This is a genomic window from Citricoccus sp. SGAir0253, from assembly GCF_005877055.1.
GTDB lineage: Bacteria > Actinomycetota > Actinomycetes > Actinomycetales > Micrococcaceae > Citricoccus.
The window spans coordinates 3,276,048-3,291,634 of sequence record NZ_CP039424.1 but is presented as its reverse complement, the minus strand read 5'-3'; the positions used below and the strand labels follow the sequence as shown (position 1 = coordinate 3,291,634).

16 protein-coding genes are annotated in these 15,587 nt (G+C 74.5%); 11 read left to right on the top strand and 5 right to left on the bottom strand.

Annotation, left to right across the window (positions count from 1 at the left end):
• Window positions 1-47: 47 nt before the first annotated feature.
• On the bottom strand, window positions 48-1,559 hold the full coding sequence (locus E7744_RS14435) for an FAD-dependent oxidoreductase (protein WP_137774724.1): 1,512 nt from the start codon (window positions 1,557-1,559) through the stop codon (window positions 48-50).
• 233 nt (window positions 1,560-1,792) lie between these two features.
• Between E7744_RS14435 and E7744_RS14430 the strand changes: the two genes are divergently transcribed.
• The 4 genes from E7744_RS14430 to E7744_RS14415 all read left to right on the top strand — a co-directional run bounded on the left by E7744_RS14430 (window position 1,793) and on the right by E7744_RS14415 (window position 5,177).
• A complete protein-coding gene (locus E7744_RS14430; protein WP_137774723.1) occupies window positions 1,793-2,071 on the top strand; it encodes a hypothetical protein in 279 nt (92 codons plus the stop codon).
• Entirely contained in the window at window positions 2,068-2,901 is an 834-nt protein-coding gene (locus E7744_RS14425) for an SDR family oxidoreductase (protein ID WP_137774722.1), read from the top strand. Before E7744_RS14430 ends, E7744_RS14425 begins: the two co-directional genes overlap by 4 nt.
• A gap of 89 nt (window positions 2,902-2,990) precedes the next feature.
• On the top strand, window positions 2,991-4,226 hold the full coding sequence (locus tag E7744_RS14420) for an NAD(P)/FAD-dependent oxidoreductase (RefSeq protein ID WP_210417133.1): 1,236 nt from the start codon (window positions 2,991-2,993) through the stop codon (window positions 4,224-4,226).
• A 93-nt stretch (window positions 4,227-4,319) separates the two neighbouring features.
• Complete coding sequence (locus tag E7744_RS14415; protein WP_137774721.1) at window positions 4,320-5,177, top strand: SDR family oxidoreductase; 858 nt, start codon at window positions 4,320-4,322, stop codon at window positions 5,175-5,177.
• Window positions 5,178-5,193: 16 nt separating this feature from the next.
• On the opposite strand, the gene E7744_RS14410 is transcribed toward E7744_RS14415, so the two are convergent.
• Complete coding sequence (locus E7744_RS14410) at window positions 5,194-5,658, bottom strand: pyridoxamine 5'-phosphate oxidase family protein (protein WP_137774720.1); 465 nt, start codon at window positions 5,656-5,658, stop codon at window positions 5,194-5,196.
• A gap of 137 nt (window positions 5,659-5,795) precedes the next feature.
• On the opposite strand from E7744_RS14410, the gene E7744_RS14405 reads away from it, so the two are divergent.
• Together E7744_RS14405 and E7744_RS14400 are read left to right on the top strand one after the other, a co-directional pair.
• Window positions 5,796-6,338 carry a helix-turn-helix domain-containing protein gene (locus E7744_RS14405; RefSeq protein ID WP_137774719.1) on the top strand — a complete coding sequence of 181 codons (543 nt, stop codon included), beginning with the start codon at window positions 5,796-5,798 and terminating at the stop codon, window positions 6,336-6,338.
• A gap of 75 nt (window positions 6,339-6,413) precedes the next feature.
• The gene (locus E7744_RS14400; RefSeq protein WP_137774718.1) at window positions 6,414-7,697 is read left to right on the top strand and encodes an alpha/beta hydrolase; all 1,284 of its coding nucleotides are present in this window, start codon (window positions 6,414-6,416) and stop codon (window positions 7,695-7,697) included.
• Between the two features lie 20 nt (window positions 7,698-7,717).
• On the opposite strand, the gene E7744_RS14395 is transcribed toward E7744_RS14400, so the two are convergent.
• Window positions 7,718-8,224: a pyridoxamine 5'-phosphate oxidase family protein gene (locus E7744_RS14395; protein WP_137774717.1), complete on the bottom strand. Its 507-nt coding sequence runs from the start codon at window positions 8,222-8,224 to the stop codon at window positions 7,718-7,720.
• Window positions 8,225-8,420: 196 nt separating this feature from the next.
• Here E7744_RS14395 and E7744_RS14390 point away from each other — a divergent pair, with 196 nt between their 5' ends.
• From E7744_RS14390 to E7744_RS14375, 4 genes are all read left to right on the top strand, one after another.
• The gene (locus E7744_RS14390) at window positions 8,421-8,855 is read left to right on the top strand and encodes an OsmC family peroxiredoxin (protein WP_137774716.1); all 435 of its coding nucleotides are present in this window, start codon (window positions 8,421-8,423) and stop codon (window positions 8,853-8,855) included.
• A 46-nt stretch (window positions 8,856-8,901) separates the two neighbouring features.
• On the top strand, window positions 8,902-9,903 hold the full coding sequence (locus E7744_RS14385; protein WP_137774715.1) for a zinc-dependent alcohol dehydrogenase family protein: 1,002 nt from the start codon (window positions 8,902-8,904) through the stop codon (window positions 9,901-9,903).
• Window positions 9,904-9,982: 79 nt separating this feature from the next.
• Window positions 9,983-10,708 (top strand): YitT family protein, encoded by a 726-nt coding sequence (locus E7744_RS14380; protein ID WP_137774714.1) that lies wholly within the window; start codon window positions 9,983-9,985, stop codon window positions 10,706-10,708.
• Window positions 10,709-10,803: 95 nt separating this feature from the next.
• Window positions 10,804-11,718: an amidohydrolase family protein gene (locus tag E7744_RS14375; RefSeq protein WP_137774713.1), complete on the top strand. Its 915-nt coding sequence runs from the start codon at window positions 10,804-10,806 to the stop codon at window positions 11,716-11,718.
• A gap of 96 nt (window positions 11,719-11,814) precedes the next feature.
• On the opposite strand, the gene E7744_RS14370 is transcribed toward E7744_RS14375, so the two are convergent.
• Window positions 11,815-13,011, bottom strand: coding sequence for a ScyD/ScyE family protein (locus tag E7744_RS14370; protein WP_168199834.1), 1,197 nt, complete (start codon window positions 13,009-13,011; stop codon window positions 11,815-11,817).
• 284 nt (window positions 13,012-13,295) lie between these two features.
• Window positions 13,296-14,519, bottom strand: coding sequence for a ScyD/ScyE family protein (locus E7744_RS14365; protein WP_168199833.1), 1,224 nt, complete (start codon window positions 14,517-14,519; stop codon window positions 13,296-13,298).
• Window positions 14,520-14,837: 318 nt separating this feature from the next.
• Here E7744_RS14365 and E7744_RS14360 point away from each other — a divergent pair, with 318 nt between their 5' ends.
• Entirely contained in the window at window positions 14,838-15,395 is a 558-nt protein-coding gene (locus E7744_RS14360) for a dihydrofolate reductase family protein (protein WP_137774710.1), read from the top strand.
• The last annotated feature ends 192 nt before the right edge of the window (window positions 15,396-15,587 follow it).

Genomic DNA, 15,587 nt, shown 5'->3' with positions numbered 1-15,587 from the left:
CTCCACGTCCGGCGCCGCCACCGGGGGCCGGGGGGAGGGGCCACCCGTCACACGCGGGGCAGGTCCCGCACGGCCGGGCCCTCCAGGCGGGTGCCGTCGGCCGCGAAGCGGGAACCGTGCAGCGGGCAGTCCCAGGACCGCTCCGCGTCGTTCCAGGCGAGGATCCCGCCGAGGTGGGTGCACACCGCCGAGAGCCGGCAGGTCACCCCGTCCACGGTGGACACCGCCACGGGGCGGCCCTCGGCGCGGCCGACGAGGCCCTCGCCCTCCACGGGCCGCTCCGTGACCACGGGGCGCAGCCAGGCCCCGGCCCAGCCGCCGGCCAGGTGGGCGGCCACCGCGGCGTTGTCCTTGAGCCCGGTCAGCAGGTCGGAGGGCGTGGTGATCCGGTGGCCCAGCACCTGGGCCCAGGGGATCGTGTCCCCCAGGACCTCCCCGGCGATCGCCAGTCCGGCCGCCACGCCGTTGGTCATGCCCCACTTGTTGTAGCCCGTGGCCAGGTGGATGGCCCCGCCTCCCCGGGGCAGGGTGCCGATGAACGGGATGAGGTTGGCCGAGCGGTAGTCCTGGGCGGCCCACGCGTGGGTGCGCTCGGCCCCCGGGAAGTACCGCCGCGTCCAGGCGTCCAGGGCCTCGAGCCCGGCCTGCGGCGACTCCGCCCGTCCCACCGGGTGGCCGTTGCCGCCCACGAGGAGCAGTTCCCCGTCCGTGACCGGTGCGGTGCGCAGGGACCGGCTGGGGGAGTCGGCGCTCAGGTACATGCCCTGCGGGATGGTCGCCGGGGCGCCGGGGACGCGGAAGGCCAGCGCGTAGGAGCGGTGCGCGCTGAGCTTGGCGAAGTACCCGCCGCGGTCCAGCACGGGGACCCCGGTGGCCAGGACGAGTCGGTCGGCGCGCACGGAGCCGTGGCTGGTGCGCACCTCCAGGGGCGAGCCGAAGCCGGCCCCGGTGACGCGCACCCCCTCGATGACCGTCCCGCCGAGCTCGCGCAGCTCGGCGGCCAGCGCGCCCAGGGCGAGCATCGGGTTGATCTGCGCCTGGTCCTCGAGGGTGATCGCCCCGGTCACCTCGAACGGCAGCTCGGTGTCCTGCGTCCACGTCACGGGCAGCCCGGCGGCCTCGCACGCGCGCTGCTCGCGGCGCAGGGACTCCGCGCCGGCGGACGTCGTGGCATAGGTGACGGCGGTCCGGCGCTGGTAGGGGACCTGGTGCTCGTCCAGGTAGCGCAGCAGCCACGACTGTCCCTCACGATTGCCGTCCACGTAGGCCCGCAGCACCCGGTCCGACTGATGCTGGCGGACCTGGGACAGCACGGTGCCCTGCAGCAGGGACACCTTGGCCGTGGTGTTGCCGGTGGACACGGCACCCACCGAGCGCGCCTCCAGGACCGTGACCTGCTCGCCGGCCCGGGCCAGCAGCACGGCCGTCACCAGCCCCGTCAATCCAGCGCCGGCGATGACCGTGCCGGCGTGCGAGCCCGGGACGAACTCGCCCGCCGGTGCCGCCGGCACGGTGTACGTGTCGTTCCACAGCGAGTGCAGCGGTCCTGGAACCGTCATGGTGCTCGTCCTTCCCGTCCCTGCCCGTCGTCCTCAGCGGGTCCCATCCGGTCCACCGACGTCGGACCCGTCCCTCGCCAGCATGCCGTGCCCCGGCCGCCGTGGCGAGGCCTCGGTGGCCGGGCCTTGTGCCCGCGCTCGGGCCGGACCTAGCGTCGGGGGAGATCCCCGGGCGCGCGACGGCCGCCCGAGGACAGCGCACGAGGCCCGACTGAGCACCCCAGGAGGAGACCATGGCATCCGAGAGCCACACCACCACCGACCACGACGAGATCCGGCGCTGGGTGGAGGAGCACGACGGCAAGCCCGCCAGCGTCAGGGGCACGGAGGAATCCGGTGCGGCCGGCGTGCTGAGGATCGACTTCCCCGGCGGCGCGGGCGAGGACCGGCTCGAGCACATCAGCTGGGAGGACTGGTTCGCGAAGTTCGACGAGGAGGAGCTGGCCTTCCTCTACCAGCAGCAGAAGGCGGACGGCAGCGACAGCACGTTCTTCAAGCTGGTCTCCCGGTGACGGCGCAGCCGGAGCCCACGAGCGGGGCGCAGGCCTTCGAGCCCCGCCGCGTCATCGTCACCGGTGCCGACTCCGGCATCGGGAAGGCGACGGCGGTGGCCCTGGCCGGCCCGGACCGGCAGGTGGGCATCACGTGGCACGAGGACGAGGCCGGCGCCGAGTCGACCGCGGAGGAGGTCCGCGCCGCGGGCGGCACCGCCCACGTGCGCCGGCTGGACCTCACCGACCCCGCGGCGGGCACCCGCGTGGTGGACGAGCTGGCCGGCGCGATGGGCGGGGTGGACACCCTCGTGATGTGTTCCGGCACCGGCACGGCCACCCGGCTGCTGGACCTGGACCTGGCCACGTGGCGCGAAGTCGTCTCGGTGGACCTCGACGGCGCCTTCTGCTGCCTGCAGGCCGCCGCGCGCCACATGGTGGATGCCGGGGCCGGCGGGAGGATCGTGGCGATCACCTCCGTCCACGAGCACGCCCCCCGCGTGGGGGCGGGACCGTACTGCGCCGCCAAGGGCGGGCTGGGCCTGCTGGTCAAGGTGGCCGCCCTGGAGTTGGCCGAGCACGGGATCACCGTCAACGCCGTGGCCCCCGGGGAGATCGCCACCCCCATGACGGGCCAGGAGGACGAGTCGGTGCTGCGGGACAAGCGCCGGCCCGGGATCCCGGTCGCCCGCCCCGGGGACGCCCGGGAGATCGCCGCGACGGTCGCCTTCCTGTGCGGCCCGGACGCCGGCTACGTCAACGGGGCGTCCTGGGCGGTGGACGGCGGGATGCTGACGATGGGCCCCATGGCGGGCTCGCACCTGCGTGAGGACGACTGGCGCCGCCCCTGAGGCGGCCGCCGCACCACCCCCGCCGGGCGACGGCGGAGACGACCCGCACCGGCCGGGAGGCGGCCGGGGAACCCTCGAGGAGGACGGACATGGCCGCTGACGGCACGGGACCGGACCTGGACCCCACGGCCCGTGGGGTGCACTCCGCGGAGGTCCGGGACGCCTACGACTACGTCATCGTGGGGGCCGGCATGGCCGCGGCCAAGGCGGTCCGCGGCATCCGCTCGCAGGACCCGGACGGCGGCATCGGCGTGTTCGGGACCGAGCCGGCGCCGCCCGTCTACCGGCCGGACCTGTCCAAGACGCTGTGGGTGGACCCGAAGGGCTCGGTCGAGGGGTGCGTCATGGTCTCCGGCGAGCAGGGCTCGGACACCGCCCCGGACGAGCACACGTGCTTCCACCTCGGCACCACCGTGGCCGCGCTGGACCCCGCCGCGCACACGGTCACCCTCGAGGACGGGCGGACGGTGCGCTACGGGTCCCTGCTGCTGGCCACGGGCGCCGAGCCGCGCGTCGGCGGCCTGGAACCCGGCGAGCGGGTCGTGTACTACCGCACGCTGGCCGACTACCGGCGGTTGCGGGAGATCGCCCGGCAGGGCGCGCACGTGGTGGTCGTGGGCGGCGGGTACATCGGCTCGGAGGTCGCCGCCGCCCTGGCGCTCAACGGCGTCCGCGTGACGCTCGTGGTCTCCTCCGAGCCCCTCCTGGGCGCCCTGTTCCCCGCCGGCCTGGCCGCGACGGTCACGCACGAGTACCGCGACCGCGGCGTGGAGATCGTGGTGGGCCGCCTCGCCGGCGGATCGGTGGACGCCGGGGGCGTGACCGTGCGCCTCGGGGACGGGACGGAACTGGCCGCGGACGCCGCCGTCGTCGGGATCGGGGTGCGCCCGCGCACCGGCCTGGCCGAGGCGGCCGGGCTCACCGTGGACGACGGCGTGGTGGTGGACGACCACCTGCGCACCTCGGCCCCGGACGTGTACGCCGCGGGGGACATCGCCCGGTACCCGGACCGCCTGCTCGGGCCGCGCCGCGTGGAGCACGCCGCCGCGGCCGAGACGATGGGCACCGCGGCCGGGCGCAACATGGCGGGGGCGGACCGGGCGTATGCCACCACCCCGTTCTTCTGGTCCGACCTGTTCGACCACGGCTACGAGGCCGTGGGGGAGGTGGACTCCCGGCTGCGCATGGTGGAGGACTGGGCCACGGACGCGGAGGGCCGCGCGGACCACTCGAGGGGGTCGTCTACTACCTCGACGACGGCGGCGCCGTGCGCGGCGTGCTGCTGTGGAACGTGTGGGAGAAGGTCAAGGCCGCGCGCGAGCTGATCGGGCGGACGCGCGAGGAGCCGGTGGAGGACCCGGCGTCCCTGCGCGGGACGATCCCGCTGGGCTGAGGACCGGACGGAGGAGCAGGACGCGATGACCACGGACGACCCGGCTGCGGCGGACGAGACGGTCCCCGGGGCGGGAGGTGCCCCGGCGGGCCGGCGGATCGTCGTGCTGGGGGCCAGCGGGCTGGTCGGGACACGGATCCGGGCGGCCCTCGAGGCCGCGGGCCACGAGGTGGTCCCAGCGACCCGCGGGACGGGGATCGACGCGGTCACCGGGCGCGGGCTGGAGGACGCCCTGGCGGGTGCGGACGCCGTCGTGGACGCCCTGAACATCCCCACCGGGGACCGCGCCCGGGCCGTGGAGTTCTTCTCGACGGCGGCCCACACGGTCTCCGAGGCATCCCGCCGCGCGGGGGTGGGCCGGATCGTGTGCGTGTCGATCGCCGGGGCCAGCGACCCGGCCGTGCACCGCTGGATGGGGTACTACGCGGGCAAGGCCACCCAGGAGGCGGCCTACCGGGCCGCCGGGGTGCCGGTGACCCTGGTGCACTCCACCCTGTGGTTCGACCAGGTCTCCGAGATCGCCGCCCGCACCACGCTGGGCCCGGTGGCGGTGCTGCCCACCATGCGGGTGGCGGCCGTGGACGTGGGCGCGGTGGCCCGGCTCGTGGCGGAGGAGGCGGCGCGCGGCGGCCCGGCGCCGGGCCCGGCCCCCACCGGCGTCCGGGAGGTCGCCATCCGGGGCCCGCGCGTGGAGACCGCCGCGCAGCTGGCCCGCGCCATGCTGGCGGCCCACGGCTCGATCGGCGGCCGCCGCCCGCGCCTGGTCCGGGAGCTGCCGTACCTGGGCCCGGCGATCGCCTCGGGCGCGCTGGTGCCGGACGTGGCCGTCGTCGACCGGACGACCGTGGAGGACTGGCTCGCCGCGGGCGGCCGGCCCCGCTGAGCCGGGACCGGCCCCGTCAGTCGAGGTCCGGGCGGGCGGCGTCCGCGCCCAGCCGCCGCCACCAGTCCGGGTCGGCGATGGGGAAGCGCCGACCGGTGAGCTCGGTGGGCACGATCCGCACGGCCAGGGCCTTGTCCCCGGCGTGCCAGGGACGCAGCGGCAGGTCCGCCGTCTCCATGAGGTCCAGGGAGCGGGTGACCTGTTCGGCCCGCCCGCGCACCATCACGGACCACACGACCGAGGTGCTCGCGTCCAGGGCGTCGGCCTCGAACGCCACGGGCGCCCCGGAGAGGACCGCATCGAGCTTGCGGCCGGGCGCGGTGCGGAACACGATGGTCCCGCGGTCCACGACGAACGTCACCGGGAACACCTCCGGGTGGTCCTCCACCCAGAGCCCGATCCGGCCCACGGGGGCGTGCCGCAGCCGCTCCCAGCACTCGTCCTCGGAGAGGTGTTCCTCCGCGGCGGGTCCGTCTGCCATGCGTCCTCCTCGACTCGTGCCTCGGCTGGTCCGGGTCCCATCGTCCCCAGCGCGGGCGCGGCGGGCAAGGGGGCGCAGCACTCGAGGGGTGCCTGCCCGCACTCGGCCCCGGAGCCCGGCTGTGTGATCCTGAGGGGATGGCAGGCACCCCCCGCACGGCAGACGTCGTCCTCCACCCGGTCCGGCTGCGGATCATCCAGTCGCTGCTGGGCGGCCGCGAGCTCACCACCGCCCAGATCGCGGCGGAGCTGGACGACGTCTCCACGGCCACGCTCTACCGGCACGTGGCCACCCTCGCCGAGGCGGGGATCCTCGAGGTGGTGGACGAGCAGCGGGTGCGCGGGGCGGTGGAGCGCACGTACGGGCTGCACGCCCCGGCAGCGGACCTGTCCGCGGACGAGGTCGCCGGGATGTCCCCCGAGGAGCACCGGGTGGCCTTCGTCGCCTTCCTCGCCGGGCTGCTGTCCTCCTTCGAGCGCTACCTCGAGCGCCCGGACGTGGACCTGGCCCGGGACGGCGTGGGCTACCGGCACCTCGCCCTGTGGCTGACGGACGCCGAGCTGGGGGAGCTGCTCGCCGAGGTCGGGGACCTGGTGCGGGCCCGGGCGGGGAACGGGCCCGGGGAGGGCCGGGTCCGCCGGCTGCTCTCCGCGGTCCTCGTCCCCGGTGGGGAGGAGTAGGCCGGCGGTTGCACCGTTGACACCGTTCGCGATATTGAGAATAATCGAGCGCATCGACCCTCCGGAAGGATGCGCATGGCCACGCTGACCCTCACCGCCAAGGACCTCGTCCTCGCCCTGACCGCCCGGGAGAAGGTGGCCGGACTGCACGGCGACCTGCGCATCCCGCTCGACGCGGTCGCGGCCGTCCGCGTGGTCCCGGACACGCTCGCGGCCGTGCACGGCCTGCGGGCCCCGGGCCTGGACCTCCCGGGCCGCGCCCGTATCGGGACGTGGTGGCGCCGCGGCGGACGGTGGTTCGTGGTGGCCCACCGCGGCCGGGAGGGCCTGCAGGTCACCCTGCGCGGCCACCGGCTGGCCGGGCTGGTCGTCGCCCTGCCGGACGCCGGCGAGCACCTCCGGGCCCTCGAGGCCGCCCGTCGGTGCCGCGCGGCGGTGTCCCAGGCCGAGGTGGCGTTCACCTCCGGCGGCCTGCGCCTGGCCGGGACCCTGGCCACGCCCCGGGACCGGGAGCCCGTGGCGGCCGCGCTCATCCTCCCCGGCTCGGGCCAGGTGGACCGCGACGCCGACCATGCGCGGCTGCCGCTGGGCGTCAGCTCGGACCTCGCGGTGTCCCTCGCCGCGCGCGGCATCGCCTCGCTGCGCTACGACAAGCGCGGGGTGGGGGCCTCGGCGGGCGACTTCTACGCCGCCGGGCTCTCGGACAACGTGGACGACGCCCGGGCCGCGCTGGACTGGCTGCGCTCGGCCGGGTCCGGAGCGTCCCGGCCGACCTTCGTGGTGGGACACAGCGAGGGCGGCATCATCGCCGAACTGGTCGCCGCCGGGGACGACCGCCTCGACGGCGTGGTGCTGCTCGCGGCGCCCGGCACCACCGGCACCGAGCTCATGGCCTGGCAGGGCCGGCAGGTCGCCGACGCCCTGCCGCCCGTCACCCGAGCCGTGGTCCGGCTGGCCCGGATCGACCTCGCCCGGCTCCAGCAGCGGTCGATCGCCAGGGTCCAGGCCTCGACGGCGGACACCGTCCGGATGGCCGGGCGCCGGGTCAACGCCCGCTGGCAGCGCGAGCTGCTGGCGTTCGACCCCGTCCCCGCGCTGCGGCGCATCACCGCCCCGGTGCTGGCCCTCACCGGTGAGAAGGACCTCCAGGTCGACCCCGCGGACCTGGACGTCATCCGGGACACCGTCGCCGGGCCGGTGGAGGTGCACCGGGTGCCGGACCTGACCCACCTGCTGCGCCGGGACCCCGAGCGGCCGAACCTCGCCGCCTACTCGGCGCTCGTCCGCCGCCCGACGGACGCCGAGGTGCTCGAGACGGTGGGCGCCTGGATGGAGCAGCGGGTGCGGGCGACCGCCTGAGGCCGCGCGGGGCCCGCGGCCTACTCCTCCGCGGCGTGCGGCGTCCCCGAGACGGCGGTCCGCCACGTGTCCGGGGAGACGACGGGGAAGCTGCGGCCGGTCACCTCGGTCGGGACGATCCGCACGAACTTGCCCTTCTCCCCGGCCTGCCACGGGGTCAGCGGCAGTTCCGTGGTGTCCATCAGCTCGTCGGTGCCGGTGATCTGCTCGGCCCGGCCCTTGAGCACCACGCTCCAGGCCAGCGCCCGCCCTGCCTCGCCGGGCGCGGTGCCGGCGCCGCCGTCGGGCCCGGTGGCCTCCAGGCCGTCCGTCTCGACGGCGACCGGCTGTCCGGACAGGGCCGCCGAGACCTTGGTGCCCTCCGCGGTGCGGAACACGAGGGATCCGCGGTCCACCACGTAGTTGATGGGGAAGATCTCCGGATGCCCGTCCACGATGACCGCCAGCCGGGCCACCTCGCCGCCGCGCAGCCGCGCCCAGCAGGCGTCCTCGGTCAGTTCCCCGGCCGGTGTGGGGTGGTGGCTCATCCGGTCCTCCTCGTCACGATCCTCGCCGGGGCCCGTGCCGGACCCCGGTGGTTCCACTCTCGTGCGCGCACGCCGCGCGGGCAAGGGGCGACCAGCACCCCCTGACAGCGGCAGCGGGATGTCGTTACGGTGGCCACGGGTGGCCCCCGCCGGCCACGGACACCGCCAACGACCGCACACCCCCGCAGGAGGAACCATGCCCCGCCCCATCACCAACACCGGCCGCACGCAGTGGAAGGGCGACCTGTTCACCGGGTCCGGCACCACCAGCCTGGAGACCTCGGGGGCGGGCAGCTTCCCGGTCGCCTGGAAGTCCCGCGCCGAGGAGTCCGGGGGCACCACCACGCCGGAGGAGCTGATCGCCTCCGCCCACGCCACGTGCTACTCCATGCAGTTCTCCAACATGCTCAAGCAGAACGGCACCGCCCCCACCCAGCTGGACACCACCGCCGAGGTCACCTTCGAGGCCGGCAAGGGCATCACCTCGATCGCACTGGCGGTCACCGGCCAGGTGGAGGGCATCTCCGCGGAGGACTTCGAGCGGATCGCCGGGGAGGCCAAGGAACAGTGCCCCGTGTCCCAGGCGCTCGCCGCCGTGGAGGACATCACCCTCCGGGCCACGCTCGCCTGAGCGCCGTCCCGGCCGGACAGCAGCGGGACGGACGGAGGAGGAGCGCATGCGCGCCTGGTGGGTGCAGCGCCAGGGCCCCGCGGAGGAGGGACCGCTGGCGTTCGGCGAGCGGCCCGACCCGGAGCCGGGCCCCGGCGAGGTGCTCGTGCGCGTCCTCGCCTGCGGTGTGTGCCGCACCGACCTGCACGTGGCCGAGGGCGACCTGCCCCTGCACCGCCCGGCGGTCGTCCCGGGCCACGAGGTGGTCGGCGAGGTGGTGGGCTCCGGCCCGGGGGCGCGGAGGTTCGACGCCGGCGCCCGGGTGGGCATCGCGTGGCTGCGTTCCACGTGCGGGCACTGCCGCTTCTGCCGCCGCGGCGCCGAGAACCTGTGCCTGGACCCGCGGTTCACCGGCTGGGACGCCGACGGCGGCTACGCCGAGCTCGCCGTGGTCCCCGAGGCCTACGCGTACGAGCTGCCCCCGGACTTCGGCGACGAGGAGGCCGCCCCGCTGCTGTGCGCGGGGATCATCGGCTACCGCGCCCTGCAGCGCGCCCAGCTCCCGCCCGGCGGTCGCCTGGGCATCTACGGCTTCGGCGCCTCGGCCCACCTGGCCGCCCAGGTGGCCCTGCACCAGGGCGCCGAGGTGTACGTCATGACGCGCGGGGAGAGGGGCCGGGCGCTGGCCCGGGCGCTCGGCGCCGACTTCGTGGGGGAGGCCTCCGAGCCGCCGCCCGTGCCGCTGGACGCCTCGATCATCTTCGCCCCCGCCGGGGACCTCGTCCCGCCGGCCCTCCGGGCGCTGGACCGCGGCGGCACGCTCGCGCTGGCGGGCATCCACCTCAGCGACATCCCGGTGCTGGACTACGCCGCCGAGCTGTTCCAGGAGCGCCAGTTGCGCAGCGTCACCGCGAACACCCGGCAGGACGGCGAGGAGTTCCTGCGCCTGGCCGCCCGGATGCGGCTGCGCCCCACCACGGTGTCCTACCCGCTCGCCGAGGCCGACCGGGCGCTCGCCGACCTGGCCGCCGACCGCGTCACCGGGGCGGCCGTGCTGCGCGTGGGCTGAGCGCCCCGCCCGGCCCGTGGCCTATAGTGATCGGCGCGCCGGACGGCCGGCGCGGGACGGCACGGGGGGCGCGGCGACGGTGGAGGAACGCACGGATGCCGGTACGCCCCCGCGGTCCACGGCCGGGCGCTGGCTGCGGTTCTTCCTCGGCATCTTCATCCTGGCCTTCGGCATCGCGCTGAGCATCCGGGCCGGGCTCGGCGCCACGCCGATCTCCACGATCCCCAACGTCCTGGCCGCGGCCACCCCGTTCACGGTGGGCGCCTACATCGCCGCCCTGAACATGGTGTTCGTGCTGCTCCAGCTCGCCCTGCTGCGGCGCCGGTTCCCCCCGCTGCAGCTCCTGCAGGTTCCCCTGACGCTCGTGTTCGGGCTGATGTGCGACGTGGCGCTGTGGGCCACGGAGTGGATCGAGCCGGTCCACTACGCGGCGCAGGCCGGGTGGACGGTGCTCAGCGTGGTGGTGGCCGCCGTCGGGGTCTACATCGAGGTCAACGCCCGCATCGCCTACCTTCCGGGGGACGGGATCGTGGTGGTGCTGCACCGCCTGCTGGGGGCGCGCTTCGGCACGGTGAAGCAGGTGTTCGACTGGACGCTGGTCGTCCTCGCCGTGGCCCTGTCCCTGGCCCTGCTCGGGCAGCTGTACGGGGTGCGGGAGGGCACCCTCCTCTCCGCCCTCGGCGTGGGGGCCCTGATCAAGGCCATCGAGTCGCTGCACTCGCGCTGGCAGCTCCGCCGCCGGGCCGCCCCGGACGCGCCCGGGACCACCGGGGAGGACGTGCCCGGGAGCGCCCAGTGCACCTAGGGTGGCACCACGAGCCGCGCCGCTCCGGGTCCTGCGGCTGAGCGGCCACGGACCCGCCACCAGACCACGGACCCAGACCACCGAGGAACCGCACGATGGCCCACACGCCCGCCCCCCGCTCGGACGCGGAACTGCGCCCGTACCTCGACGCGCTCGGCCTGCCGGGGATCGTCGACCTGCACGTGCACTTCATGCCGGCCAACGTCCAGGAGAAGGTGTGGGCCTTCTTCGACGCCGAGGCGGAGCGGGGCGGGCCGCCGTGGCACATCGAGTACCGGCACTCGGAGGAGTACCGGGTGCGGGTCCTCCGGGACCTCGGCGTCAGCGCCTACGGCACCCTGAACTACGCCCACCGGCCGGGCATGGCCGCCTGGCTCAACGACTACTCGGCAGCCTTCGCCGCCGAGCACCCGGACGCGATCCACTCGGCCACCCTCTACCCGGAGGACGGGGTGGACGCCGAGGTGGCCCGCAGCCTGGAACGGGGGGCCCGGCTGTTCAAGGTGCACGTGCAGGTCGGGGGGTTCTCGCCCCTGGACCCGCGGCTGGACCATGCCTGGCGGAGCCTCGAGGAGGCCGCCGTGCCGGTCGTCATCCACTGCGGCAGCGGCCCCCATCCGGGCGAGTTCACGGGCCCCGGGCGCATCCGCGAGCTCGTCGACCGCCACCCCGGGCTCGTGCTGGTGATCGCCCACGCCGGACTGCCCGAGTACCTCGAGTTCGCGGCGCTGGCCGCGGAGAGCCCCAACGTCTACCTGGACACCACCATGGTCGGCACGGGATACATGGAGCAGCAGCACCCCGCCCCCGAGCGGTACCCGGAGGTGTTGGCCGCCCTCGAGGGGAAGGTGGTGTTCGGCTCCGACTTCCCCTCCATCCCCTATCCCTACAGCCACCAGGTCGAGGCCCTCGTGCGCTGGGGGATGGACGACGAGTGGATGCGCACCGCCCTGTGGCACACGCCGCACCGGATACTCGGGGCGGACGGCGTCGTGGCGGACGCCCGCTGACGCGGCGGCCCCGGATCCTGGGACAGGACCCGGGGCCGCCCGTACGGCCTCGGCCTTCGGTCGCCGGTCACCGACGGCGACGCCGGCCCGGCGTCCTCACCTCCCGTGGTGCTTGAGCTCGTACCGCACGAGGTCGCCGCCGACCTCGGGCTCGGCGGTGGCGTTGACGGTCGCGTACAGGTGGCGGCCGCTCACCTGGACGTCGGCCGGGGTCTCGGCCTCGAACAGGGTGTGGGCCCTGGCCAGGTGGCCGGGGTGGGCATGGCGGACGTCGCGGCCCTCGAGGACGGAGATCTCGTCACCGAACATCTCGGCGACGTAGAGGTCACCGTTGCGGGTCCGGTCGAGGCCCGTGGCCCCGAACAGCCCGCGCGCCACGGTGGTGACCCGGTCCGGGCCGCGGCGCTGCTCGATGCGGTGCACCCGGCTGATGGGGACGACCTCGCCCGCCCCTCCCTGCAGGGTGGAGACGAACAGCTCACCGCGACGGCCGACCGCGATATCGGTGGGCACGGGCTCCGGCGCGTACCTCTCGCCGACGGTGCATCCGGGGAAGTCCCCGCCGAAGGTGTCCTCGACGAACTCCTCCAGTTCATCCGTGAACCGGATCGGCGAGGCCGGGATGGCCGCGACCGTGGAGATCCGCTTCGTGTGCTCGTCGACCTTCAGCACCGCGTTGGCGGCGGCGTCGGCCACGTAGATGGTGCCCAGGTGGACCTCGAGCTGGTAGGCGTGCGACTCGACGATGCCCCGGTAGCCCGTGAAGATGTCCGGGACGTTCTCCGGGGCCTCGTAGGCCGCCACTTCGGCGGCACACTGGCGGTCCAGGCCGTGGAACCCGTAGGTCTGGCCCGCGTCGGGGTTCCTGCGGGCCTCGTGGTCCCAGAGGTCGTCGCTGACGATGGTCCGCTGACCGTTACGGTTCGTCTTGACCACGTGGGACGTGGGCCCTCCCTCGGCGGCATGGTCCGTCTCCACGTGGTACGTCGAGCCGCGGTCGTAGGCGACGCCCACGAGTTCCGTGGTCCCGGGGGGATTCGGCATCTCGTAGACGGTGCTCTCGGCGCCCCGGCGGTCCACCTTGGTCAGGGTGGGTCTCGGGGCGAACACCTCCGTGACGTAGACGTCCCGGCGCTGGCCGACCGCCAGGGTCAGCGGGCCGGCCAGCCCGCTGGCGAGCACGTGTGGTTCCTGGTTCCTGGGCTTCTCCGAGTGCGCCTGGGCGGGCGCGCCGACGAGGGTGGTCGCCAGCGCCAGGGCGCCGGCCCCGGCGAGCAGTGGCTTGATACGCATGGTCATTCCTCCGGGAGGGGATGGTGCCGAAGGCCGCCTCGGTCGAGACGGTCGGTGCCCGGGGAGGCCACCGGTGGAGTCTGCGGTCTGGAGCGCAAGCGGTGCTGGATGTATCGGCGGTCGGGTGTGCACGGAGAACGGTGGGGGATGCCGGGAGGGTGGCGGGCCGGGACAGGGCGACAGTATGGCGCCCTGTCCCGGGGGTCCATGCCCGCACGACTCCCCGGGGGCGGGTTAACCCCGCCCGGCGGAGATGTCGGCCAGCGGTCCCCCACCCCGTGCGGTCACGGCCTCCGGTTCTTGAGGTCGTACCTCACCAGGTCGCCGCCGGTGGGGGAGAGGGCCTTGATGGTGGCGTACAGGTGGTGACCGCTCACCTTGACGTCGGCCGGCGTCTCGGCCTTGACCACGGTCCAGGCCTTGGCGGTGTGGCCGTGGTGGGCGTGTCGGACGTCGTGGGCCTTCAGGCGCGAGATCTCGCCGCCGAACATCTCGGCGACGTAGAGGTCGCCGTTCGGGGCGCGGTCCAGTCCGGTGGCACCGAACAGGCCACGGGCCACCGTGGTGACCCGGTCCGGTCCACGGCGCTGCTCGATGCGGTACACCTTGCTCTGCGCAGTGGCCTCGCCGACCCCGCCGCCCAGCGTGGACACGAACAGCTCGCCCCGGCCCCCCTTGACGACGTCCGTCGGCACCGGCTCGGGCACGTACCGCTGGCCGACCAGGCAGTCCGGCATGTCGATGTCCCGCTCCTGGCCCTGCTGCTGCAGGGCGCCCTCGATGGTCTCCTCCAGGTAGGTCTCCATGGCCGCCGTGAACCTCACAGGGGTGGCCGGGATGACGGCGACGGTGGAGATCCGCTTCGTGCGCTCGTTGACCTTCAGGATCGCGTTGGCGGCGGCGTCCGCGACGTAGATGGTGCCGCGATCGACCTCGAGTTGGTAGGCGTGGGACTCCTCGATGCCGGTGTACCGCGCGAACTGGGGGGTTCCTCCGCCCGGTCCCGCCAGGTCTGCCAGCGAGTCCTGGAACGCGTCCAGCTGGGCCGCGCAGGTACCGCGGAGGCGGACGAAGCCGTAGGTCTCGTCACCGTCCGGGTTGTGGTCACGCTCGTACTTCATGAAGTCGTCGCTGACCACCGTCCGCATGCCGTCCCGCGCGGTCTTGATCACGTGGGAGGTGGGCGTCCCGCCCTCGGGGGCGTTCGTCTCCACGTGATACGTGGCTCCCCGGTCATAGGCGACGCCGGCCAGTTCGGCCAGGTTGCCGCGATGGACGTCCGTCACGGTGCCCCGGCGGTCCACCTTCGACAGGGCGCCGGCGAAATTCTGCGTGACGTACACGTCCCCGCGGCGGCCCAGGTCCAGGCTGAGGGGGCTGACGAGCCCGCTGGCCAGCTCGTGGGCCCGCGGGGGCCTCGGGCTCTCGTGGGCCTGTGCGGGCGCGCCGACGAGGGTGGTGGCAAGGGCCAGGGCGCCGGCCCCGGCGAGCAGTGGTTTGGTACGCATGGTGATTCCTCCGGGAGGGGATGGTGCCGAAGGCCGCCTCGGTCGAGACGGTCGGTGCCCGGTGGAGCCGCCGGTGGAGTCTGCGCCGTGGAGCGCTGTCGGTAGTGGAGTGATCGGCTGCTGGGTGTGCACGGAGAACGGTGGAGGAAGCCGGGAGGGCGGGATGCCGGGACAGGGCAGACAGTAGGGCGGGCCCGGCACGGGGTCCATGACCGCACAACCCCCCGGGCGCGAATTAACCCTTCCCCGTCCTGGCTGCCGTACCCGCTCGGCCGCCGCTCCCTGCCGCGGGCTCCGCCGCGTTGCTAGCGTTCCGGCATGGCCGTCATCTACGAGACCGCGTGCACGCTCAACGGATTCCTCGCGACCGAGGACGACTCGCTCGACTGGCTGTTCGCCATCCCGGGCGAGCAACCGGACCTGAAGCCGTTCATGGAGGCCGCCACGGCCATCGTCATGGGCTCGACCACCTATGAGTGGGTCCTGCGGACCGAGGACCTGCTGGCCCATCCGGAGAAGTGGCCGGAGTACCTGGGCCGGCAGCCCCTGTTCGTCTTCTCGAGCCGGGACCTGCCCGTCCCGGAGGGAGCGGACGTCCGGGTCGTGGACGGCGACGTCGGCCGTCACCTTCCGGAGATCCGTGCGGCCGCGGGGGACGGTGACGTCTGGCTCATGGGCGGGGGCGGCCTGGCGGCCCGGTTCCTCGACGCGGGGGCGCTGGACCGGATCTGCCTGACGGTCGCGCCCGTGACGTTGGTCACGGGGAAGCCGTTGTTCGCCGGCGACGCGCGATGGGACCGGCTGCGGCTGTGCTCGGCCGAGAAGGTCGGCGAGTGGGCGAGGCTGGTCTACGACGTCCGGCCGACGTCCGCCTGACCACCGAGGACGCCCGTCGTGATCACGAAGTGGTAACGTGGGCAGGTCGGCCTTCGGGCGGCGCTCTCGCGCCCGAGTGGCGTGGTGCGTGCCGTTCCCAGCGAACGATCAGCGTTCCTTCAGTGTTGCGTTTCCATAACGAGCGTGTACGGTGGATAACGTTCAGATAACGCGCTAGGTATTGAGAGTATC

Excerpts from the sequence above, each read along its gene's own strand:
- E7744_RS14435 (WP_137774724.1), bottom strand. The coding sequence starts at position 1,559 with ATGACGGTTCCAGGACCGCTGCACTCGCTGTGGAACGACACGTACACC.
- E7744_RS14430 (WP_137774723.1), top strand. The coding sequence starts at position 1,793 with ATGGCATCCGAGAGCCACACCACCACCGACCACGACGAGATCCGGCGC.
- E7744_RS14420 (WP_210417133.1), top strand. The coding sequence starts at position 2,991 with ATGGCCGCTGACGGCACGGGACCGGACCTGGACCCCACGGCCCGTGGG.
- E7744_RS14415 (WP_137774721.1), top strand. The coding sequence starts at position 4,320 with ATGACCACGGACGACCCGGCTGCGGCGGACGAGACGGTCCCCGGGGCG.
- E7744_RS14410 (WP_137774720.1), bottom strand. The coding sequence starts at position 5,658 with ATGGCAGACGGACCCGCCGCGGAGGAACACCTCTCCGAGGACGAGTGC.
- E7744_RS14405 (WP_137774719.1), top strand. The coding sequence starts at position 5,796 with ATGGCAGGCACCCCCCGCACGGCAGACGTCGTCCTCCACCCGGTCCGG.
- E7744_RS14400 (WP_137774718.1), top strand. The coding sequence starts at position 6,414 with ATGGCCACGCTGACCCTCACCGCCAAGGACCTCGTCCTCGCCCTGACC.
- E7744_RS14395 (WP_137774717.1), bottom strand. The coding sequence starts at position 8,224 with ATGAGCCACCACCCCACACCGGCCGGGGAACTGACCGAGGACGCCTGC.
- E7744_RS14390 (WP_137774716.1), top strand. The coding sequence starts at position 8,421 with ATGCCCCGCCCCATCACCAACACCGGCCGCACGCAGTGGAAGGGCGAC.
- E7744_RS14385 (WP_137774715.1), top strand. The coding sequence starts at position 8,902 with ATGCGCGCCTGGTGGGTGCAGCGCCAGGGCCCCGCGGAGGAGGGACCG.
- E7744_RS14375 (WP_137774713.1), top strand. The coding sequence starts at position 10,804 with ATGGCCCACACGCCCGCCCCCCGCTCGGACGCGGAACTGCGCCCGTAC.
- E7744_RS14370 (WP_168199834.1), bottom strand. The coding sequence starts at position 13,011 with ATGCGTATCAAGCCACTGCTCGCCGGGGCCGGCGCCCTGGCGCTGGCG.
- E7744_RS14365 (WP_168199833.1), bottom strand. The coding sequence starts at position 14,519 with ATGCGTACCAAACCACTGCTCGCCGGGGCCGGCGCCCTGGCCCTTGCC.
- E7744_RS14360 (WP_137774710.1), top strand. The coding sequence starts at position 14,838 with ATGGCCGTCATCTACGAGACCGCGTGCACGCTCAACGGATTCCTCGCG.